At 70.3% G+C, this 20,906-nt stretch carries 19 protein-coding genes and 4 pseudogenes; 6 read left to right on the top strand and 17 right to left on the bottom strand.

Annotated features, from left to right (window positions below; all coding sequences use genetic code 11):
• Positions 1–16 precede the first annotated feature (16 nt).
• On the bottom strand, positions 17–1,135 hold the full coding sequence (locus ACMTAK_RS39855) for an NAD(P)-dependent alcohol dehydrogenase (RefSeq protein ID WP_413810645.1): 1,119 nt from the start codon (positions 1,133–1,135) through the stop codon (positions 17–19).
• Between the two features lie 741 nt (positions 1,136–1,876).
• Here ACMTAK_RS39855 and ACMTAK_RS39850 point away from each other — a divergent pair.
• The 4 genes from ACMTAK_RS39850 to ACMTAK_RS39835 all read left to right on the top strand — a co-directional run bounded on the left by ACMTAK_RS39850 (position 1,877) and on the right by ACMTAK_RS39835 (position 5,721).
• Positions 1,877–2,449, top strand: a complete 573-nt coding sequence (locus ACMTAK_RS39850) for an ATP-binding cassette domain-containing protein (RefSeq protein ID WP_413810644.1) — start codon at positions 1,877–1,879, stop codon at positions 2,447–2,449.
• Positions 2,446–3,441: an ABC transporter permease gene (locus ACMTAK_RS39845; protein WP_413810643.1), complete on the top strand. Its 996-nt coding sequence runs from the start codon at positions 2,446–2,448 to the stop codon at positions 3,439–3,441. Before ACMTAK_RS39850 ends, ACMTAK_RS39845 begins: the two co-directional genes overlap by 4 nt.
• A gap of 226 nt (positions 3,442–3,667) precedes the next feature.
• Positions 3,668–4,672 carry an ornithine cyclodeaminase family protein gene (locus ACMTAK_RS39840; protein ID WP_413810642.1) on the top strand — a complete coding sequence of 335 codons (1,005 nt, stop codon included), beginning with the start codon at positions 3,668–3,670 and terminating at the stop codon, positions 4,670–4,672.
• A 35-nt stretch (positions 4,673–4,707) separates the two neighbouring features.
• The gene (locus tag ACMTAK_RS39835; protein WP_413810641.1) at positions 4,708–5,721 is read left to right on the top strand and encodes a methyltransferase; all 1,014 of its coding nucleotides are present in this window, start codon (positions 4,708–4,710) and stop codon (positions 5,719–5,721) included.
• A 291-nt stretch (positions 5,722–6,012) separates the two neighbouring features.
• On the opposite strand, the gene ACMTAK_RS39830 is transcribed toward ACMTAK_RS39835, so the two are convergent.
• From ACMTAK_RS39830 to ACMTAK_RS39790, 9 genes and pseudogenes are all read right to left on the bottom strand, one after another.
• On the bottom strand, positions 6,013–6,411 hold the full coding sequence (locus ACMTAK_RS39830) for a DUF4232 domain-containing protein (RefSeq protein WP_413810640.1): 399 nt from the start codon (positions 6,409–6,411) through the stop codon (positions 6,013–6,015).
• A gap of 142 nt (positions 6,412–6,553) precedes the next feature.
• Positions 6,554–6,934, bottom strand: coding sequence for a RidA family protein (locus ACMTAK_RS39825; RefSeq protein ID WP_413810639.1), 381 nt, complete (start codon positions 6,932–6,934; stop codon positions 6,554–6,556).
• A 45-nt stretch (positions 6,935–6,979) separates the two neighbouring features.
• Entirely contained in the window at positions 6,980–8,062 is a 1,083-nt protein-coding gene (locus ACMTAK_RS39820; RefSeq protein WP_413810638.1) for an aldehyde dehydrogenase family protein, read from the bottom strand.
• Positions 8,010–9,188: pseudogene (locus ACMTAK_RS39815) on the bottom strand (thiamine pyrophosphate-binding protein); the annotation flags it as partial. The gene ACMTAK_RS39820 and the pseudogene ACMTAK_RS39815, both read right to left, overlap by 53 nt.
• 1 nt (position 9,189) lies before the next feature.
• Positions 9,190–10,530 carry a M20/M25/M40 family metallo-hydrolase gene (locus ACMTAK_RS39810; RefSeq protein ID WP_413810637.1) on the bottom strand — a complete coding sequence of 447 codons (1,341 nt, stop codon included), beginning with the start codon at positions 10,528–10,530 and terminating at the stop codon, positions 9,190–9,192.
• A gap of 10 nt (positions 10,531–10,540) precedes the next feature.
• On the bottom strand, positions 10,541–11,305 hold the full coding sequence (locus ACMTAK_RS39805) for an amino acid ABC transporter ATP-binding protein (protein ID WP_413810636.1): 765 nt from the start codon (positions 11,303–11,305) through the stop codon (positions 10,541–10,543).
• A complete protein-coding gene (locus ACMTAK_RS39800) occupies positions 11,302–12,189 on the bottom strand; it encodes an amino acid ABC transporter permease (RefSeq protein WP_413810635.1) in 888 nt (295 codons plus the stop codon). Before ACMTAK_RS39800 ends, ACMTAK_RS39805 begins: the two co-directional genes overlap by 4 nt.
• 5 nt (positions 12,190–12,194) lie before the next feature.
• Positions 12,195–13,004, bottom strand: a complete 810-nt coding sequence (locus ACMTAK_RS39795; protein WP_413810634.1) for an ABC transporter substrate-binding protein — start codon at positions 13,002–13,004, stop codon at positions 12,195–12,197.
• Positions 13,005–13,510: 506 nt separating this feature from the next.
• Complete coding sequence (locus ACMTAK_RS39790; protein ID WP_413810633.1) at positions 13,511–14,497, bottom strand: pyridoxal-phosphate dependent enzyme; 987 nt, start codon at positions 14,495–14,497, stop codon at positions 13,511–13,513.
• A gap of 95 nt (positions 14,498–14,592) precedes the next feature.
• Between ACMTAK_RS39790 and ACMTAK_RS39785 the strand changes: the two genes are divergently transcribed.
• Both ACMTAK_RS39785 and ACMTAK_RS39780 read left to right on the top strand, forming a co-directional pair.
• The gene (locus tag ACMTAK_RS39785; protein WP_413810632.1) at positions 14,593–15,501 is read left to right on the top strand and encodes a LysR family transcriptional regulator; all 909 of its coding nucleotides are present in this window, start codon (positions 14,593–14,595) and stop codon (positions 15,499–15,501) included.
• A gap of 186 nt (positions 15,502–15,687) precedes the next feature.
• A complete protein-coding gene (locus ACMTAK_RS39780; protein ID WP_413810631.1) occupies positions 15,688–16,563 on the top strand; it encodes an MBL fold metallo-hydrolase in 876 nt (291 codons plus the stop codon).
• A 13-nt stretch (positions 16,564–16,576) separates the two neighbouring features.
• Here ACMTAK_RS39780 and ACMTAK_RS39775 read toward each other — a convergent pair whose 3' ends face one another.
• The 7 genes and pseudogenes from ACMTAK_RS39775 to ACMTAK_RS39745 form a co-directional block, all read right to left on the bottom strand.
• A complete protein-coding gene (locus tag ACMTAK_RS39775; RefSeq protein WP_413810630.1) occupies positions 16,577–16,969 on the bottom strand; it encodes a nuclear transport factor 2 family protein in 393 nt (130 codons plus the stop codon).
• Between the two features lie 194 nt (positions 16,970–17,163).
• A complete protein-coding gene (locus ACMTAK_RS39770) occupies positions 17,164–17,451 on the bottom strand; it encodes a hypothetical protein (protein ID WP_413813284.1) in 288 nt (95 codons plus the stop codon).
• Positions 17,452–17,476: 25 nt separating this feature from the next.
• Positions 17,477–17,737 (bottom strand): annotated as a pseudogene (locus ACMTAK_RS39765) (redoxin domain-containing protein); the annotation flags it as partial.
• 253 nt (positions 17,738–17,990) lie between these two features.
• On the bottom strand, positions 17,991–18,587 hold the full coding sequence (locus tag ACMTAK_RS39760) for a CoA transferase (RefSeq protein WP_413810629.1): 597 nt from the start codon (positions 18,585–18,587) through the stop codon (positions 17,991–17,993).
• 178 nt (positions 18,588–18,765) lie between these two features.
• Positions 18,766–19,362, bottom strand: a pseudogene (locus ACMTAK_RS39755) (CoA transferase); the annotation flags it as partial.
• Positions 19,311–19,835 (bottom strand): hypothetical protein, encoded by a 525-nt coding sequence (locus ACMTAK_RS39750; protein ID WP_413810628.1) that lies wholly within the window; start codon positions 19,833–19,835, stop codon positions 19,311–19,313. The pseudogene ACMTAK_RS39755 and the gene ACMTAK_RS39750, both read right to left, overlap by 52 nt.
• A 136-nt stretch (positions 19,836–19,971) precedes the next feature.
• Positions 19,972–20,895, bottom strand: a pseudogene (locus ACMTAK_RS39745) (MFS transporter); the annotation flags it as partial.
• Positions 20,896–20,906: the final 11 nt, after the last annotated feature.

Raw genomic sequence — 20,906 nt, 5'->3', positions numbered from 1 at the left:
GTGACCCTTCAATTCTTCACAGTCGGATGACCGGCTTGACGACCGATCCTGAGCTGGAATCGGATATGGCCCGGTCGATTTCGTCCAGCGGGTACTCGCGCACCAACTTCTCCAGGGGCAGCCGGCCCTGGCGTACGAGTTCGACGAGTGCGGGCAGAAAGGTGACGATGTCACTGTCACCCTCAATGACGCCTTGCACGCTCACCCCGGGCAGCAGCGAGGTGATCGGCACGCTGAAGTGGGCTCCCAGGCGCAGTCCGATGAGTCCCAGCCGGCCTCGCGGGGCGAGCGACTGCACGGCCTGGGCCTGGACCTCCGGCACACCGGTGGTGTCGACAGCGACCTGTACGCCGCCGGAAGTGATGTCGCCCAGCGCCTGGACGGGGCCGGTCTCGGCGCTGTTGACGGTGTGGGTGGCACCCAGTTCGCGCGCCAGGGCAAGCCGCCCGGGGACGATGTCGACCACAACGATGCGGGCGGCGGCGGTCAGCCGCGCCGCCAGCAGGGCACCGAAGCCGACCGCCCCGGTGCCGAAGATGGCCACGGTGGCGCCGGGGGCGGGCGGCAACTGGTTGAGGACGGCTCCCGCTCCGGTCTGGAAACCGCAGCCCAGCGGTGCGAGCAGGGCGAGTTCGTCATCGCTGTCCGCCTCGACGGGGATGACGTTGCGGTCGTTGGCGAGGGCGTGGCCCGCCAGTGAGGACTGTCCGAAGAACCCGCCCACCAAAGGCTTTCCGTCCAGGGTGGACAGGCGCGGGGCGCCACCCGTGGTCCGGCCGAGGGCCGGGCCGGTGTTGAGGTCGCCGAAGCGGGCGCAGTAGGCGGGGTGACCAGTGAGGCAGGAGACGCACTGTCCGCAGGAGTCGAACGTCATGAGGACCCGGTCGCCCGGCTTGACCGACGTGACCTGGGAACCGACGCGTTCCACGACGCCCGCGCCCTCGTGGCCGAGGACCAGTGGCGGCAGCGACGGCTCCTCCCACACCTGCTTGTACAGGGTGTCCGTATGGCAGAGTCCAACCGCGACGACGCGGACCAGGACCTCGTGCTCTCTGGGTTCGTCGACGACGATGTCCGCTATGCGGAAACCCTCCTCACCCGGTACAGCGAGGGCGGCTTTGCTGGTGACGGCCATGCGGTTGCCTTTCTGGCTGGCGCTACAGGTGACCGAGGGGAACGGTCGTGCGGCTCACGAGCGGGTGACGGGAAAACGCCATGGGCCCGACTCCGAGCAGGAGAATTCCGAGAGGCACCCGGAATACGGAATGAGCGCCGAAGGGCAACACCATCCGTTTCGACTGCCGTACCCAACTCAAGATTGCTCGAAGAGGACGCGAATTCAATCGCTCTAGCCAGTGGCATCCAAACTAGTGCTCCCGCTACCCGGGCACTTGCCCCGACCGGCAAGAGCCTTGCCCCCTCGTCCACCTCGCCACCACCGCACCGCCCGGCCGCGGGGGCGTGGACATCAAGCCCGCCTTCACCCTCGCCTCGACGGCCACCTGGGACGGCGATCCGGTGACGCGGACGCCCTTCGCCGTCTGGTGGGGCACGTGCGACCAGGCCAACACGGGCGAGTTTCTCGAACAGAACCGGGACACCACCGAGGTGCTGCCCTTCTACGAGTACGCGCGGACCGGCGGCAATCATGCCTTCTCACAGACAGTGGTCGCCCGGCAGCGGTCAGATCGTCTCCAGGGACGACGCGATACCCGGGCGGACACCTGTCTGTCCCAGGTCCCTGGGGAACCGCAGACCAAGTCCATGTCCCCCGGCTCGGCGGCGCGGGAGACGTGGACCCCTACGGGCGCGAGAGACACACACATACTTTGGTACGTCCCGCGCCGCAGAATGGGGGATCATCGCCGAGGGCAACGTGCCGCTGTCCGCGAGGGTCGGCACGCTCTCCGGAGGCCAGCGCACCCGCGTCGCCTTCGCGCTGACGCTGGGCAAGCGGCCCGAGATGGTCCCGCTCGACGAGCCGATGGCCGACCTCGACCCGCTGGTATTACGGCGTCAGATGACGGACATGCTCATGCACGACGCCGCCCAGAACGTCACGACCGTGGTGATGTCCTCCCACATGGTCTCCGAACTGGAAGGGGCTAGCGACTTTCTGGTCCTCGTCAACGACGGAACCGTCCGGCTGGCGGGTGAGATCGACGCGATCAGTAACGCCCACCGCCTAGTGTCCGCGCCCGACGCCGACAGCAGTCGGCGGTCGGAACTGGCCGGGCACGAGATCGTCGAGAGCCGCCGGACGCCCGATGGCCGGCTGACCGCGCTCGTCCGCCCCCGTGGCCCGCTGCCTCACGGCTGGCAAGTCAGCCCACCCGGTCTGGAGGATCTCCTGCTCGCCCATCTGCGCACCACGGACGTGTCCCCGCTGATCACGGCCAGCGCGAGCGTCGACACCGCCAGCACCCGGGCCGCGGAGGTGACCGCGTGACCACCTCCGCTCTCGCGCGGCCCCGTGCCCTGCGGCTGCGCGGCCTCACCTGGCTGGTGTGGCGCCAGAACCGCGTCGCCTTCTGGATCGGTCTCGTCTTCGCCCTCGCGGTGGCCGTCTACGCCGCGGTCCGTCATCAGGAGGCGGTGACGGCCATCGACCAGCGGCACCTGGACGCGTGCCGCGGCATCACCGATTCCTCCTCACCGTGCTTCACCAAGATCCTCGACTTCGGCTCCCACTACCAGTACCCGATGCGCCGTCCGCTCCAGGTCGTGATCGTCCTGCCGTTGCTCTTCGGTCTGTTCTTCGGCGGTCCGCAGCTGGCGCAGGAACTGGAGACCGACACCTACTGGACCGCCTGCTCCCAGTCGGTGTCCCGGGTGCGCTGGGTCTTGACGAAACTCGCCGTACCGGCTGCCATGACCGCGGTGATCAGCGCGATCCTCGCCCTGGCCATGCCCTGGTGGTGGCACCCGGTGGCGGACGTGATGGGCAGCCAGTTCCCCTGGTACCAGTGGTATCCGTACTACGGCATCGGTCCCGTGGTGGTGGGCCTGTCCGTGCTGCTGTTCGTCGTCGGCGTGACGTTCGGCCTGCTGCTGCGGCGTACCGTCGCCGCGATGGCGGCCACGCTGGTCGTGGGCGCCGGGGTGCTCGTACTGCTGGACCGGATCCGCGGGCACCTGCTGCCGACCATGACCGTGAACAAGCAGCACACCAGCGCGATCCCCGGCCCCGACGACGCCTGGGTGATGTCCGACAGCACGCTCTCCGCCTCCGGCGCCCCGGTCTCGGACGTCAACAGCTGCTACTCGTCGGGCAACTTCGACAAGTGCCTCACCGTCCACGGGCGGACCGGCCACTGGGCCGACTACCACCCCGCCTCGCATCTGTGGCCCATGCAGGGGGTGGAGACCGGTCTGTGCCTGGTGCTCGCGGCGGCGCTCACCGCGCTGTGCGTCTTGTGGGTGCGGCGGCGCCTGGTCTGACGAGCGGGAGCGGTACGGCACCGTCCCGGCCGTGCGTGAGCGCAGGAATCACTTACGCACGGCATCAGGAAAGTTGGCTTCTTCCGTGGCCGCGCGTCGGCCATGCTGGACGCGGACCCGTCGGCGCCGGTCCGCCGCCCTCCGTCGGGGGTGCTGCGGGCTCGGCGCCGTCGTCCGTCGCCCCGCCCTGACGCCTTGCCCGTCCCGCCGTAGGGAAGAAGCCTCGATGACCACCGCTCCCCCGACCGTGCACGTCCTGGACGAGAGCCGCATTCGCACGCTGCTGCCCGCCGAGGAAGCTTTGGAGGTCACCCGGCAGGCTCTTGTCGCGCACGCCTCCCAAGCCGTCGACCAGCCGGATCCCTGGCATCTGGAGGTCACCGCACCGGACGGGGGCCGGCGAGGCGAGGTGCACGTCAAGGGAGCACACCTGCACGGCGCGAGCCACTACGCCGTCAAACTGGCCACGGGTTTCTACGGCAACCGTCCGCTCGGTCTGCCGGTCTCCGGCGGGCTCAGCCTGATCGCGGACGCCACCACGGGCTTCCCCACGCTGGTCGCGCTCGACAACGGCTATCTGACCGACGTCCGCACCGGCGCGGCGGGCGCGCTGGCGGCGCAGGCGCTGTCCCGGCCGGACGCCCATCGCGTCGCGGTGATCGGGCCCGGCGCACAGGCCGCCTATCAGCTGCGGGCCCTGCTCCAGGTGCGCAGCCCCGGTGAACTCGTCGTCCACGGCCGTGGTCCGTTGGGGCGCGAGGCGTTCGCCGAGCGGATGCGGGCCCTGCACACCTGGACGGTGCGGACGACCGAGTGCGCCGAGGACGCCGTCCGGGGCGCGGACATCGTGGTCACCGTCACCCCGTCCCGGGAGCCGGTCCTCAGCGGCGAGTGGCTCGCCGAGGGCACCCATGTCACCTCTGTGGGCGCGGACATGGAGGGCAAGCGGGAACTGGACGCCTCGGTGTTGCGCCGCGCGGAACTCGTTGCCGCCGACGATCCCGGGCAGTGCCTGCGCATCGGCGAACTGCAGTACCTCGGCCGAGGGGACGCCGGCCCGTCGCCCCGGATCGAGGCGCTGGGTGACGTCCTGGCCGGCCGGCGTCCCGGGCGGTGCGGTGACACCGCGATCACGGTGGCCGATCTGACGGGCCTGGGCACACAGGACGCTGCCATCGCCGGCCGTCTGGCCGAGCGGTACGCGGCGGAGAGCGGCGGCCGACCGCGCTGACCGAAGGACCTAGCCGAGCAGAGAGAATGGAACCGATGACCACCGACCCCACCGCGCTGTACCGGCTGAGGGACAGTGCCTACGCACCGGACCTCCTCATCGTCGCCGTCGCGGAACTCGACCTCTTCTCCTGGCTGGACGGCCACGGGCCCGCATCCGCGGAACACCTGTGTTCCGCGCTCGATCTCGACCCACGCGCGGTCGACGTGATGCTGACCTACCTCGTCGCTCTCGGTCTGCTCGAACGTGCCGGTGACGAGGTTAGGGTGACGGCGGCCTCCCGCGACCACCTGACGGCCGGCTCGCCCTACGACCTGCGCCCGTACTACGCCTCGCTGGCCGAGCGACCGGGGTGCGCGGAACTTCTGCGCGTGCTGCGCACCGGTGAGCCCGCGAGCTGGGCGAGTGCAGCCGCCGACGCGGACTGGGAGAGCAGGCTCGCCGATCCGGCCTTCGCCGCGGGTGTCACCGCGGCCATGGACGCGCGGGGACGCTTCCTCGGTCCCGCGCTCGCCGAGGCTCTCGCCGACGTTCCCATGCGGCAGGTGCTCGACGTGGGCGGGGGCTCCGGCATCTACGCCGGTGCTCTGGCGGACCGGTTCCCCGCGCTGGACGTCGCGGTTCTGGAGCGGGCCCCGGTGGACGTGGCCACACGTGCCCTGCTGAACGACCGCGGCCACGCGTCACGTGTGGACGTGTTGGTCGGCGACATGTTCGGCGGTGCGCTTCCGGACGGCTTCGACCTCCACCTGTACTCCCACGTCCTGCACGACTGGGGCGCCGGGCGGGTCAGGCAGTTGCTGAGCGCCTCCTACGCGGCTTTGCCCGCGGGCGGGTATCTGGTCGATCACGACGTGCACATCAACGCCGACAAGAGCGGGCCGCTGCCCGCGGCGGAGTACTCCGTCTTCCTGATGCACGCCACACCGGGCAAGTGCTGGTCGGTCCGCGAGCTGGCCGACATGCTCGGCGAGGCCGGCTTCGAGGCACCGTCGCTGCGGCCGACGGCCGGCGACCGGTCCGTTGTCATCGCCCGCAAACCGGGCTGACCGGGCCAGTCCGCCGGGCGCGCGGCGCGCTCCCCGGACCCGGGCCGACCGCGTTCAGCTTCCGGTGCCGGGGCTCAGGAGTGTCAGCGACGTCGCCGAACGAGTTGCCGGACACCGGCACCGGACCCCGTCCACTTCACCTTCAGCGGGTCGCGCTCGTTGGGCGGGGTGATAGCAGCGATGCCGGGGTCACCGTCTTCGCCCCGCTGATGTCGGGGTTGGCGAACTTCAGCCCGGACCAGGCGCTCTTCCCCGGCTTCAGGGCGATGGTCGTGGGCGTGCCGGCGCGCGCTACGGGTCCGATCCCAGCTGCCGGCCGCTCGCGTCTGTGAAAGCCGCCCCGGGATAGCCGGTCACGGTGCAGGTGTGGCCGGAGGCGTTGGTCAGCACGAGGGCGAAGTTCTCCTGCCCGGCGCCGGGGCCCTCGGAACCCACCGAGGCGCGCAGTTCCGACGTGTGGCAGCGCGTGCTCCTCGCGGAGGCGGCGGACGCGGCGGAGCCGCCCGAGGACGCGGCCGAGCCGCCGCCCGAGCCACCGGCCGTACCTCCGGTGACCGCGGTGGAACCGGACGACGCCTGCGCGCTGCCGTCGGCGCCGGAGCCGCCACCGCAGGCGGTCAGCAGCCCCAGTGCGGCGGCCGCGCCCGCGAGGGCGGCCGCGTGACGCAGCGATCGGGAGGTGTGTGCCATGTGCTTCGCTCCTGGTTGGTGCCCGCACGCGATGAGACACGTGCGCACGGCGCCATCTGCGCCGTCATAGGAACCGATGCCCGCCAGGCCGAAAAGTTCGTGGCTGATGCAACTTTTTTCTGACGGCGCCGCCGGAACCGGTTCAGCCGACGACCGCGAGGACGTCGATCTCCACACGGGCCCCGGGCGCCAGACCCGCGGTGACGGTCGTGCGGGGCGGGAACGGCGCGCGCACCATCTCTCGGTAGGCGCTGTCCATCGCCTCGAAGTCGTCGTCCGTGGCGAGATGGACGCGCACCATGAGCACGTCGTCCCAGGTCGCACAGCCCTCGGACAGTACGGCGGTGACCTGTTCGAGGGCGCGGCGGGTCTGTGCGGCCACATCGCCGTCGAGCGGCTGCCCGGTCGTGGGGTGCGCGGCGAGCTGGCCGCACACCTGAAGGAACGGGCCGACACGGCGGCCCTGGCTGTAGGCGCCCACCGGAGTGGGGGCCAGCGTGGTGTCCACGGTGATGAAGGTCATGTTCTCTCTCCGGGGGTGCGGGCGGGCCGGGCCGGCCAGCGCGTGTCACGACGCGCTGCCCACGGCGCTCATGACGTGTTTCACACGGGTGTAGTCCGCCAGGCCGTGGGCGGACAGGTCCTTTCCGTGCCCGGACCGCTTGAACCCGCCGTGCGGCATCTCCGCGGTGAGCGGCCCGTGGGTGTTGATCCACACCGCCCCGAAATCGAGCTCCGCGGTGACCCGCAGGGCACGCGAGTGGTCGGTGGTCCAGATGGACGCCGCCAGGCCGTAGGACTGTTCGTTCGCGAGCCGGAGCGCCTCGGCCCGCCGGATGAGGGCGGCCAGCAGGGCGTCGTGGACGTCGGCGTGCACGAGTATGCGAGAGGCCGCGGTGCAGTCCTGGCCCGAGTTGTAGAAGACGGCCTCGGCGATGCCGTCCGCGGCGCTCTCCACGTCCGTGTCGGCGAAGACGATCGCGGGGGCGTTCCCGCCGAGTTCGAGGTGGGTCAGTTTCAGGCCGTCGGCGTCGGCCCGGGCCACCTGCACTCCGGCCCGGGTGGGGTCGGTGATGGAGACCAGGGCGGGGATCGGGTTCTCGGTCAACAGGCGTCCGGTGTCGCGGTCACCGAGGACCACGTTGACGACCCCCGGAGGCAGGAACCAAGCGGCGAGCTCGGCGAGCATCACCGTGCTGGTCGGGGTGGTCCCGGCGGGCTTGACGACGGTGGTGTTGCCGGCCGCGACAGCGGGGGCGATCTTCCACACGGCCATCATCAGCGGGTGGTTCCACGGAGTGATCTGCGCGCACACCCCCACCGGCTCACGGCGCACCAGCGAGGTCTGTCCCGCGGCGTACTCACCGGCCGAGGCCCCGTCCAGCAGCCGGGCGGCCCCCGCGAAGAAGCGCAACTGGTCGGCGCACTGGGGGATCTCCTCCTCGAGCACCTGGCGGCGGGGCTTGCCCGTCTCCCGGCACTCGGCGTCCGCGAACTCCTCGGCGGCCTCCTCCAGCGCGTCCACCAGGCGCAGCAGCGCCGCCTGCCGCTGTGCGGGGGTGGTGCGCCGGAAGGTGCGGAAAGCGTCCTGCGCCGTGTTCCTGCTTGTCCAGCCGGTCGTGGACGCGGGCGAGCACCTCGGCCACGGCACGCCGGGACCAGGCTCCGTCCGCGCGGGTGCTCACCGCGGCGGTCAGTGCCCGCAGGGTGGACCGGGCGTCGGCGTGGATGCCGAGCGCGGGATGATTGGACTCCAGCTTCCCCGCATCGGCCTCGATCTGGATCACCCGGCCGCGCGGGGTGAACGTGTGGTAATTGCTGGAGAGTTCGCCCAGTCCGGAGCCCACGACCAGCAGGACGTCCGCGTCCTCCAGGAAGGCCGTCATGTGCCGGTCCTCCAGCCAGGACTGCAGGGACAGCGGATGGTTCCAGGGGAAGGCGCCCTTGCCGCCGAACGTGCTGACCACCGGGGCGTGCAGTTTCTCGGCCAGCTCCAGCAGCGCGGGCCGGCCGCCGGAGCGTACGACACCGCCGCCGGCCACGACGACGGGGCTGGCCGCTCCCTCCAGCAACCGGGCCACCTCGGCGACGAGCTCGGCGCGGGGCTCCAGCGGTGCGGCGGACCCGGACAGGTCGCGTACGGGAGGCACATCGGCGGGCTCCAGCAGCACGTCCTGCGGGATCTCCACCCAGACCGGACTGCACGGTGCGCTCGCCGCCGCGCGCCAGGCCTCGGCGATCGCGGACGGGATCTGGGACGCGGACCTGACCAGCCTGGCGTGCTTGACGACGCCGCGGACGACCGCGGCCCGGTCGGGCAGCTCGTGCAGGAAGCCACGCCGCGCCCCGCCGAGTCCGGCGCGCGGTATCTGGCTGCTGATCACCAGGATCGGGGCGGAGGCGGCCGCGGCCTCCTGGAGGCCGGCCAGCGCCGTCAGGGCGCCGGGCCCGGTGGACAGCAGCAGCGGAGTGACCTCGCCGGTGACACGGGCGTGTCCGTCGGCGGCGAAGGCCGCGTTGTTCTCGATCCTGTTGGAGACAAACCGCAGCGAACTGCGCCCCAGCGCATCGAAGAGACCGAGCGCGTGCTGCCCTGGGATACCGAAGACGGTACGCACGCCGAGCACCGCCAGTGACTCGATCACGACATCGCCGCCAGAACGTACTCGGCCGGGGTCGGGAGATCGGGGAGGGTCATGTTCCCTGCTCTTTCGTCGTGGCCGGAGGACCGGAGCCCGGTGCGTGCCGGGTGTGCCGGGTGTCTCCGGGACCGGCATCTCAGTGGTCGGTCAGGAAGCGGTAGAGGCTCCGCGCGCCGAAGCGCAGGCTGCTCAGCGGCACGCGTTCGTCGGTGCCGTGAAACATCCGGGCGAAGTCGAAGCCCGCGGGCAGCCGGAGCGGGGCGAAGCCGTACCCCTCGATGCCCAGCGACGCGAAGGAAACGTTGTCGGTCGACGCGGAGGAGCAGTACGGGACGACCGTCGCCACCGGGTCCTCCGCGCTCAGGGCCCGCTGCATGGCGTCGATCAGCGACCCTTCCGGGGCCGACTCGGCGGACTCGGTGTAGTCGACCGTCTCGATCTCGATGCCGGGCCCCACGATGCTCGCGACCTCGCGCAGGAACTCCTGGCCACGGCCCGGTACGAAGCGGCCGTCCACCAGCGCCTGCGCCTCGGTGGGGATGACGTTGACGGTGTCGCCGGCGCGCAGGACGGTCGGGTTGGCCACGTTGCGCAGGGCGGAGCTGACCAGCCCGGCGACCGGGGCGAACGGGGTACCGTCCAGGTCGTCGAGGCCCGCGTCGATGCTGGCCAGGTTCTTCAGCTCGGTGGTCATGCGGGCGGTGGTCGGAGTGAGGTCGATCGGCCAGTCGTGGTCGGCGAGCCTGGTGAGGGCGGCGGCGAGCCGTACGGTGGCGTTGTCCTTGGTGATCATCGAGCCGTGGCCGCGAGTGCCGCGGGCCCGCAGGCGCAGCCAGGCCACGCCCTTGCGGGCCGTCTCGACGAGGTAGACGCGCCGTTCCGCGACCGAGTCGGACAGGTCGACCGAGAAGCCGCCGATCTCGCTGACCGCCTGGTCGCAGTCGTCCAGCAGGTCGCGGTGGTGCTCGGCCAGCCAGCGTGATCCCAGGGCGCCGCCCGCCTCCTCGTCAGCGAGGAAGGCCAGGACGATGTCCCGCGCCGGCAGTTCGCCGCTGCGGGCGAGGCGTCGTACGGCGGCCAGGATCATCGCGTTCATGTTCTTCATGTCCACGGCTCCGCGGCCCCACAGGAAGCCGTCGCGGATCTCGCCGGCGAAGGGGTCGACGGACCAGTCGTGGGGGTCGGCCGGCACCACGTCGAGGTGGCCGTGTAGCAGCAGCGCCGGGCGCGAACGGTCCCGTCCGGCGATCCGGGCCACCGCACTGGCGCGGCCCGGTGCCGCCTCCAGGATGACGCTGCCGATGCCCACCTCGTCCAGCCGGTGCGCGACGTACTCGGCCGCGCGGCGCTCCCCGGGGCCGGTTCCGTCGAAGGGGTTGCTGGTGTCGATGCGGATCAGGTCCCGGCACAGCTCCACCACCTCGTCGAGCCCCTGCTCGCCGAGCGGGACGGCGGGGCCAGGTTCGGATGCGGTCATGGCGGTTCTCCTACAGGACCTGGGAGAGGAAGGAGCGGGTGCGCTCGTGGCTCGGGCAGCCGAGGACGTCACTGGCCGATCCACGCTCGACGACGCGTCCGCCGTCGAGGAAGGCGACCTGGTCGGCCACCTCCCGGGCGAACCCCATCTCGTGGGTGACCACGACCATGGTCATGCCGGACCTCGCCAGGTCTCGCATCACCTGTAGCACCTCACCCACTAGTTCGGGGTCGAGCGCGGAGGTGGGCTCGTCGAAGAGCATCAGTTCGGGCTGCATCGCCAGGGCGCGGGCGATGGCGACCCGCTGCTGCTGCCCGCCGGACAGCTGGGCCGGGTAGTGGTCCTCCCGGCCGGACAGCCCGACGCGGTCGAGGAGTTCGCAGGCTTCCTGCTCGGCCTCGTTCTTCGTGCGGCGCAGGACGCGCTGGGGCGCCTCGGTGATGTTCTGCAGCGCCGTCATGTGCGGGAAGAGGTTGAAGCGCTGGAAGACCATGCCGATCCGGCTGCGCTGGCCGGCGATCTCCTTCTCGGAGAGTTCCTGCAGGTGGTTGCCGGCCCGTCGGTAGCCGATAAGTTCGCCGGCGACGTACAGCCGTCCGGAGTCGATGCGCTCCAGGTGGTTGATGCAGCGCAGGAACGTGCTCTTGCCGGAACCGCTGGGTCCGATCAGGCAGGTGACCTCTCCGCTGCCGACGGTGAGGTCCACTCCCTGGAGTACCTCCAGGTGACCGAAGGACTTGCGTACGTCGACCGCGTCGACCATCAGCGTGCTCATCGTGCCCTCCTGGAACCGATGCCCCGGCCGTAGTGCTTCTCCAGCTGGCGCTGGCCGAGGGTGAAGACAGCGGTGAGCGCCAGGTACCAGATGGAGGCGACCACCAGCAGGGGGATGACCTTGTAGTTCTGTGAGTAGACCTGCTGGAGGTTGGTCATCAGGTCGTTGCCGGCGATCACCGACACCAGCGCGGAGGTCTTCAGCATGGTGATGACCTCGTTGCCCATGGGCGGGACGATCACCCGCATCGCCTGGGGCAGCACGATGCGGCGCATCGTCACCGCAGGCCGCAGGCCGAGGGCCGAGGCCGCCTCGCGCTGGCCGTGGTCGACGGAGTCGATGCCGCCGCGCACGATCTCGGCCGCGTAAGCGATCTCGTTCAGTCCCAGGGCCAGGATCGCCGCCGTGGTCGCGGAGACGAGGCTGCTGGTCTGAGCCGAGTAGAAGACCACGTCGGTGAAGGGGATGCCGAGGGTGACCTTGGGGAAGAACGCACCGATGAAGCCCCAGAAGATGATCTGCACGAGGACAGGTGTTCCTCGGAACAGCGCCGTGTAGACGGCGGCGATGGACCGCAGGACGTAGTTGTCGGACAGGGCCATCACCGCGACGATGGTGCCGCCCACCACGCCGATCACCATGCTCACCACGGTGAGGTAGAACGTCACCCAGACGCCCTTGACGGTGAGCTGGGCGAAGAGATAAGCGCCGACGGTGCCCCAGTCGAGGGCGGGGTTGGTGGCGAAGCTCCAGGCGATGCCGAGAACGCACAGGGCCACGACGAGGGCCGCGACGGTGCGGCCCGGCCTGCTCAGCCGGCGGACGGGGAGGTCATCGTCGTGGACGGCGGCGCGTGTGGCCGCGGCGGAGGGGATGGTGGCCATGTCCATCAGCTCCTCACCTGGTTGACGGTGGGCTTGTCCACGGCGATGTTGCCGACGCCGTAGGTGTCGAGGATCTTGCGATAGCTGCCGTCCTCGATCAGGTCGGCCAGTGCCCGGCGGACGGCCTCGCGGAACTTCGGCTGGCCCTTGGGCAGTCCGATGCCGATCGACTGCGGGTCGTAGCCGTTGGGCGCGGCCGGGTCCTCGACGGCCTCGACGGAGGTGTCCCGCTTGGCCGCGTACCGCAGGGCGCCGAGGTCACCGGCGATCAGGTCGGTCTTGCTCGTCTTCAGGGCCAGCAGCGCGTCGGAGAATTGCGGATAGGTCCTGACCGTGACGCCCTTTTTGCCGTCCGCTACGCACTTCTTCGTCTGCTGGTCGAGCAGGGAGATCTGCTGTGCGCCGGTCTGGGCTGCGGCCTGCTTGCCGCACAGGTCGTCGAGTGTCTTGACGTCGCCGGGGTCGCCCTTGCGGACCAGCAGGACGGAGCCGGAGCGGCCGTAGTTGACGAAGTCGATGCTCTTCTCGCGTGCCGCGGTGTCGAACAGGGCGGCCATCAGGACGTCGTACTTCTTGGCCTGCAGGCCGGGCAGCAGACCGTCGAACGGCTGCTGGGAGAACTCGAACGGAACGCCCAGACGCTGTCCGAGGACGTGACCGAGGTCGATTTCCAGCCCGGTGAGCTTCTTCTGTCCGTCCGCGGAGAACATCTCGAAGGGTGCGAAGGGCGCGTTGGTCGCGACCTGGATCCGCCCGGCCTTCTTGTAGGCCTCCGGCACCATGGCGTACAGGGCGGGGTCGCGTTCGGCCGTCACGGCGGCCGGTTTCCCGGTCGCGTCGGATTCGGATGTCGCGGTAGTCGTGTCCTGGGGATTGGCGCAGGCCGCGGCGAGAGCAAGGCAGACCCCTGTGGCCAGGACTACACGGATACACGGGATGAAACGCCGCGAAGGGGACGAGTGAGCGGTGGGAATCATGGTTTCTCCCTGGATGCGGGGCACGGAGGGACGGGGGAAGCAAGGAGCCGGAGCGGGTGCCGGGGAGGGGGAGACGTGGGGAAACTCTCGCGGGAACCGGTGCTCCGTCACGGTCGGCGACGGAGCACCGGGATACAGGGAGGGCCTGGGACGGAGTGGGGTCTCCATCCGGGCGTCTGTTGAGGTGTACGGCCGACAAGCTCGTCGGCCCGGGCCGGGCGGAAGGTATGCCTCCGGCGCCCGGCCGGTGGCAAGAGCGTAAGGTCTCGTCGTTGCGGCGAGCAGACGGTGACGCTACGCCTCTGCGTAAGCTGCGCTTGCGCTGGCGGGGGCCGGGCGGGCTCTCAGCCAAGGGCGGCCGTGAGCGCGGGCAGCGTGATGTTGCGGCCGGAGACCACGGCCACGGCGCGCCCGCGCACGGATACCTTGCCGGCGAGCAGCGCGGCGACGGCGACGGCACCGGCCCCCTCGGCGACGTAGCCCCGCTCGGTGACGAGATGACGGATCGCCGTACGGATCTCGGGCTCGCTGACGGTCACCAGGTCGTCGACGTACCGCTCGATCAGCTGCGGGGTCACCGCGCCGGGTTCGATGTTGCCGGCCATGCCGTCGGCCAGGCTCTCACCGATGTCGACGGTGACCTGTCCGCCGGCCCTGACGGCCGCGCTCACCGCCGTGGACGCCTCGGCCTCCACGCCGACGATCCGCGCCCCCGGACGTGTGGAGGCCCACAGGCCGAGTCCGGAGGCGAGTCCTCCGCCGCCCACCCCGCACACGACGGTCAGCTCCTCGTCGAGCTGGTTGTCGAGTTCGAGGCCGATGGTTGCCTGACCGGCGATGACGTGCGGGTCGTTGTACGCGGAGAGGTAGTGTCCGTCCCGCTCCGCCAGGTGCAGGGCATGAGCCTCGGCCTCGTCGAAGGAGGTGCCGGTGCGGACCAGGTCGATGCCGAAGCGACGCAGTTGGGAGACCTTGGCGGACGAGGCGTTCTCGGCGACCACGACGGTAGCGGGGCGGCTCAGGAGGTGCGCCGCATAGGCCACGCCCAGCCCGTGGTTGCCCGCGGAGGCCGTGACGACCCGGGTGCCCTCCTCCAGGGCGGACAGCGCGGCGAGCGCACCGCGCACCTTGAAGGAGCCGGTGGGTTGCAGGGATTCGAGTTTGAGGGCGAAATCGCTGCCGGGCGGCCCCAGGGTGCCGGGATGGACCGGAGTGGGGAGCAACAGGGCCCTCACAACACCCCATGCCTGCCGCAGGTCGGTCAGCGAGGGGGAACGCACGGCGCGCTGGGGGGTGGCCGTCCGGGTCGGCTCGTCGGCGGAGGGAAGCATGTGATCTCCCGTTTCGTCGTGGTGTTCGCCCACACTTCTGCACCACGAGCGCCAGAAGAATACCCATCTGCTTCGCCTGAGCGTATGTTCTCCTTATGCTCGATGCTCGTCGGCTCAGCCTCCTGCGGGACGTCTCGCGCACCGGCTCCATCGCCGGTGCCGCCCAACTGGCCGGATGCACCGCCTCGGCCGCCTCGCAGCAGCTCTCCGCCCTGGAGCAGGAGCTGGGCATCGCCCTGCTGGAGCGCTCCGCCCGTAGTGTGCGCCTCACCGACGCGGGCAGAGTGCTGGTCGAACACGCCCACCGCGTGCTGGCCGAGCTGGCCGCCGCCGAGGAGGCCGTCCAGGCGGTCTCAGGACTGCGCGGCGGCAGGCTGCGCGTGGCGGCCTTCAGCAGTGCCGCGACCAGCCTGGTGATGCCAGCACTGGTGGCCTTCCGGCAGCGGCACGGCGAGGTGTCGCTCTCCTTCACCGAGGCCGAGCCCGAGGACGCCATCCCCGCCGTGGCGGCCGGCGACCTGGATCTGGCGGTCACCCACCAGTACGGGCATCTGCCGGGGCCTGATCTGCGCGGGCTGAGCCAGACCTTGCTGCACCGGGACCGGCTCCTGCTGGCCGTACCCCCACACCTCCACCGGGCCGGGCAGACCACGGCCAGGCTGCGTGACTACGCGGACACCACCTGGCTGTCCACGCTGCCCAGCGAGGGGTTCCAGGCGGTCACCGAACTGCTGTGCCGCGCGGAGGGTTTCGAGCCGGACATCGCCTTCCGCTCCGACCACTACGAGTTGCTGCTGCTGTCGGTGGCCGCCGACTTCGGGGTGGCCCTCGTACCCGGTCTGGCGGCCGTGCCGAGGAACGGCGTCACCTTCCTTGAGGTGTCCGAACCCTCCGGCCTGGCACGCGACATCCACATCACCACCCGTGCCGCCGACTCCTCGCCGGCGGTGCAGACTCTCAGCGGCCTGCTGACCAACCGCGGTTCCGGCGGTCGCCGCCGCTGAGCATGCGTCCCGTCCGTGCCGACGGCGCACACCCATGTGTGCCGAGCGCGGCGGATGCTTACTTTTTTGTGCGTACTCCCCTTCCGAGAAGCGAACACCTAACGTCGTCCACGGCAGCGTCGTGCCGGGCACACACCTGGCGGCCCGATACGGCTGTCTCTCCCCACCGCGGAAGGACGCATCACCATGCCCGCTCGGATCGCCCGTCGCAGCACGCTCGATGTCGGAGCAGTCCGTGTCACCTACCTTCCCGACGGCGCCACCAGGCAGCGCCCGGCGACCCAGTTCGTCGGCGCCGCCCCGGACGCGTGGGAGCGGCACGGCGAGTTCCTCGACGAGGAGGGGTGGCTCGTCATGAGCTTCGGCTCCTTCCTGATCGAGTCGGAGAACCGCAAGGCCCTCGTCGACCTGGCCTGGGGGCCGCACTCCGTCAACCTGGCAGAGGTGTCCGGGGGCGCCCTGGAAGGCACCGCCTTCGGCGGCGGACTGTTGGACAGTTTGAAGGCCGTCGGCGTCGAGCCCGCGGACATCGATACCGTCCTCTACTCACACCTGCACGTGGACCACGTGGGCTGGGCGACGCTCGGGGACACCCAGGATGCGGCGTTCCCCAACGCCGTCCACGTGGTGAGCGAGGAGGAGTGGACGTTTTGGCAGAGCCCGCCATGGGACGATACCGGCACCGCACCCAGCGAGACACAGCTCTCGGTGCTCGGTGACAACCTGCGGCTTGTCCAGGACGGTGACAGCCCGGTTCCCGGCGTCACGGTGTTCGCCACTCCCGGGCACACGGCCGGTCACACCAGTTTCGTGATCGGCTCCGGCAGCGAGCGGGCAATCATCCTCGGCGACGCGGTGCACTGCCCGATCGAGTTCACCGACCCGGAGATGAGCTTCATGGCCGACGCGGACGGGACGCTCGCGCGGCGCACCAAGGCCCGTCTCGCCCGTGACTTCTCCGGTCCGGGACAGATCATCGCCGGCGGGCACTTCCCCAACCCGGTCTTCGGCCGCCTCGACGGACCGGCGCTGCCACAGGACTTCCGCTCACTCCTGGGCTGAGCGGTGTGCGGGGTCAGGAGACCGGCTTGGTGAGTCCGCCGAGGAACTCGCGGTACTCCACGACTCGGCCCTCGTCGTCGATACGGTGCAGCACGGTGGTGAGCAGTCCCTTGTAGGGCTTGCCGCGCAGGACGCCCTCTCCGTGGTTGCAAGTGACGACCCAGGATCCGTCGTACAGGCGCAGGTCCTCGCCCGTGGTGGTCAAACGGCTGTTCTCGAACGCCGCGCGCCACTGGTCACGGTGTTCCACCGCTTCCTCCCCGGACCAGCGCCCGGTGTGCGGCGGCGAGGGGAACTCGAAGACGAAGTCGTCCGCGTACAGGGCGAAGTACTCGTCCCACAATCCCTCGGTCCACGCCTTGCCGAACGCGTCCGCCACTTTGTCGAGTTCTGCCCGGCGGTCCATGCGTTTCTCCGTTGCTCTCGGGTGGTTCTCGGTATCTCGGCTGTTTCCGCTGCCGAGGCCCTCGTTCGGTCACCGGTCGCCGCTCGATGCACCGGTGTTTCTCGGTGCATCGAGCATAACCACGTGTGCACACCCCGCAGGGACGCGATCCTGTTGGCGATTCCACCAGGATCGGACGCGGACGCGAGCCGTTCTCAAGCCAGTTCGCGCAGGGTTGCGATGACGTCCGCCGGACTGGCTCGGTACATGTAGTTCGGGTCGCGTGGGAGAACCTCACTAAGCCGTCCTTGTCGGTCACGAAGGTGCCCGGGATCGGCAGGCTGTCGTCGGCCGCGCTGTTGCAGCGCGGCAGGGGGGTGTCCGAGCTTGTCGTAGAGCTCGCCGAGATGGCCGGGAAGCCGGAACACCAAGCCGTAGGAACGGGCGACAGCGAGGCCGTGGTCCGTGAGCACCTCGTAGGTCAGGCCGAGCCGTTCCGCCATGGTCAGGCGAGTTGTCCGGCGTCATCCCGGAGATCGCGACGAGGGGCGCCCCCCACTCGATGATCTGAGGCAGGTGCTGCTGAAGCGCCCGCTGTTCGAGGTTGCAGAAAGGACACCAGGTTCCGCGGTAGAAAGAAATGACGACGGGCCCCCGCGCGGTCAGCTCATCGAGACCGACGGCCTCTCCGACGGAATTCGGGAGGGTGAACGACGGTGCTTCGTCACCGACTTGAACGACCTTGTCAGCCAGTTGGGACGCCACCAGTTCGTCAACCTGCCGGTCCATGTCCGCCACGACCTCGGCCGGGAATTTGGAGGTGCGGATATCGCGCCAGCGCCCGAGTTGCTCGCTGAGGTCGAAGTGCCCCCGGGGCAGCATCTCGACCCAGTTCTCCTCGTGGTCGGTTGTCACTGTTCACACGTTTCCACGGGACACTTCCGCGGCCCCGGCATCTGTGCGATGAGGGGAGCTGCCGCTCCTCACAATCCAGGCTAACGCCGGGTCATAGCGCGAACGTCCGCCCGAATTCCGGCCTTTCTCACACCCCACTGGGCCGTGTCCGGGTGATGCTGCCCGTCAGGTCACTGTTCAGTGCTCTTCGGGTACATCTGGCATTCCTCGGGATCGCCATGTGCCCGAAAGACGACAGTCTTCGACACGAGGTGGGCGAAGTCCCGCTGACGGGCCGCGGTGACCGCCCCCTGTACACCGGTCGCCATCCGGCGAAGGAATGAGGACGCTGCCGGTTTTCCGGCGCTGTCGTTGTGTTCACCGGCGCGGGGGCGGGGCCCGAGGTGTCGGCCGGGGTGCGGGAGAAGTCGACGGGGAAGCGGATGCCGAGGTACTCCCCCTCGGTGGGGTGCGTGCGGTGCTGGAGGAAGTCGCGCCGCGTCAAGTACTCGGACTCGTCGAGGCGGTCGAGGTCCAGCACTTTCTGGGCCGGGATGCCCCGGTCCCGGCAGGCCTTCAGCCACTCCGCCACCGTGCGCTGCGGCGCGACCTCGGCCACGACCAGCTGGAGGTCGTTCATGTGCACGTGGCGTGCGCCGTTGGTGGCGAACCTCGGGTCGGCGCCCAGTTCCTCGCGGCCGATCAGAGTGAAGAAGTTCCGCCAGTTGCGGTCCGAGTACGGCATCAGGCAGATCCAGCCGTCCCGGGCACGGCTGGCCGGCGTTCGGGGACGAGGGCCCTGTTCCATCCCAGGGGCCCTCGGGCGGGACGAAGGTGTGCCCCGACAGGCGCTCGACGAGGTTGAACGCGAGCATGGTGTCGACCATGGACACGTCCGCCCACTGGCCCTCCCCCGTGTGCGCCCGGTGCAGCAGGGCGGCCAACAGCGAGTACACCATCATCAGCCCACACACCTTGTCCGCGATGACATAGGGCGCGTAGCGGGGTTCGCCGTCGATCCGCCGGTAGAGGTCGCACAGGCCGGAGGCGGCCTGCACGATGTCGTCATAGGCCGGTTCGTCCCTCTGGGGTGAGGTGGAGCTGTAGGCCTGGGCCGTGCACAGGACGACAGCGGAATTTACGCTTTGCAGGTCGTCGTAGGTGATACCGAGGCGTTCGCGCGACGCGGGGCGCAGGTTCGTCACGACGGCGTCGCAGTCGCGGACGAGGTCGCGCAGTCGGGCCTGGCCCTCGTCGCTCTTGGGGTCCAACAGCACGCTCTTCTTGTTGCGCTGGAGGTTGAGGGTAATCGCGCTCATGCCCTCGTGGCGTGCAGGTCCCCACTGGCGTCCGACATCGCCGGAGGCCGTCTCGACCTTGCGCTGGAGGTTGAGGGTAATCGCGCTCATGCCCTCGTGGCGTGCAGGTCCCCACTGGCGTCCGACATCGCCGGAGGCCGTCTCGACCTTCACGACCTCGGCTCCGAGGTCGCCCAGGATCGCGGTGGCGTAGGGGCCCATGATGACCGAGGTGAGGTCGACGACCCGCATTCCGGACAGGGGGCCCGCCATGTTTCTTCCTTCCGTGCCTGCCGTCCGCGGGCGGACGGGGCGGTCCCGGTGTCCGGGGCCGCGGTGGCGCCGCGCGTTCGCACGGCACCGGTGGGGCGGGGTGTGCCCGCGGCTCCCGGCCACCGGTCTGACGGGGTGGTCAGGACGGCTGGACGGCGGCGCCCGTCCGCCGGTGTTCGGCTTCCGTGGGCCCGAGGTTCGACCAGGCTGCGGCGCGGGATGAACAGCACGGCCGCCGCTGCAGCCAGCAGCAGGACGAGAGCGACGACCGGCCCGGTGGTGAAGGTGCCGGTGGCGTCGTGGAGGGCACCGGCGACGTAGGGGCCGAGGTGGGCGCTGAAGGCGAAGCTGGAGTAGGAGATCGCGTACAGCGTGTCGTAGGAGCGCAGGCCGAAGTAGGTGGCGACCAGGAAGGAGACCATGTCGCCCTCTGGGCCCAGCGCGATGCGAGGGCCACGGCGGCCACAGGTGCGAGGGGGTCGGCGGGCAGCAGGAGCAGGGCGACCCTGGCCGAGGTGAGGGCGAACATGCCCACGGCCATCCGGTGGGGAAGAAGCGGTCCATGAGGGCGCCGATGCCGACCCGTCCGACGATGACGCCGATACCGGCGAGGGAGACGAGGGAGGCGGCCTCCACCGCGCTCATGCCGCGGCTCTGCATGATGGGCGACAGATGGACGAAGACCGAGGTAACCGCGATCGAGCCGACGACGAAGACGATCGTCATGCCGAGATAGACCGGGGACCTGAAGGCGGCCGCGGCGTCCCAGCCGGGCAGCCGGACAGGCGCCGGGGCCGGTCGTCCTCCGCCGGGTCCGGCCGTCGTGCCGAGTGCCGCGGCCGGTGACTGCTCCCCGGGGCCGGCCGTCTGGTGACGTGCGGCGGCCGTGTGGTCCTTGGGCAGCAGCCAGACCAGGGGCCAGGCGAGGAGGGTGAGCAGCCCGAGCACTAGGTAGCCGGTGTGGTATCCCCACTCCGACATCACCCAGGCGAGCGGGGCGGGCAGGCAGAACGCGGCGATACTGAGCCCGGCGAGGGTGATACCGACGGCTCTGCCGCGGGCGGCGCTGAAGCAGCCGTTGACGATGCGGGTGTACGTGGTGGGCCCCGCGCCCAGCCCGAGGGCTTCGACCAGGGTCCACAGCGCGAAGAACCCGGCGAACGGGCCGCGGTAGAGACCCAATGCGAGGACGGTGGCCGAGAGGACGGGGATACCGACGAGGGCGACCCGGCGGGGCCCGACCCGGTCGACGATCTGGCCGAAGGGCAGGGCGATGGCGAGCGCTATCGCCGTGCCCAGGAGTCCGGCGAGGGCCACGGAACTCTCCCGGACGCCGAAGGCGTCGCTGACCGGCCCGTAGAAGATCCCGTTGGTTGTAGTACCAGGCGCCCGACGATCCGAGCGCCGCGCAGACAACGGTGGTGCCGAGGACTCTCTTGTGCGCACGGAATTCTCGTGCGGCGGCTGATGAGGGCATGGCATGCGCTCCTTTG

The sequence above is a fragment of the Streptomyces lacaronensis genome (assembly GCF_047337785.1).
In the GTDB taxonomy this organism is placed as follows: domain Bacteria; phylum Actinomycetota; class Actinomycetes; order Streptomycetales; family Streptomycetaceae; genus Streptomyces; species Streptomyces lycopersici.
Note: the sequence above shows the minus strand (reverse complement) of the source record. Positions and strands in the feature narration are given on the sequence as shown.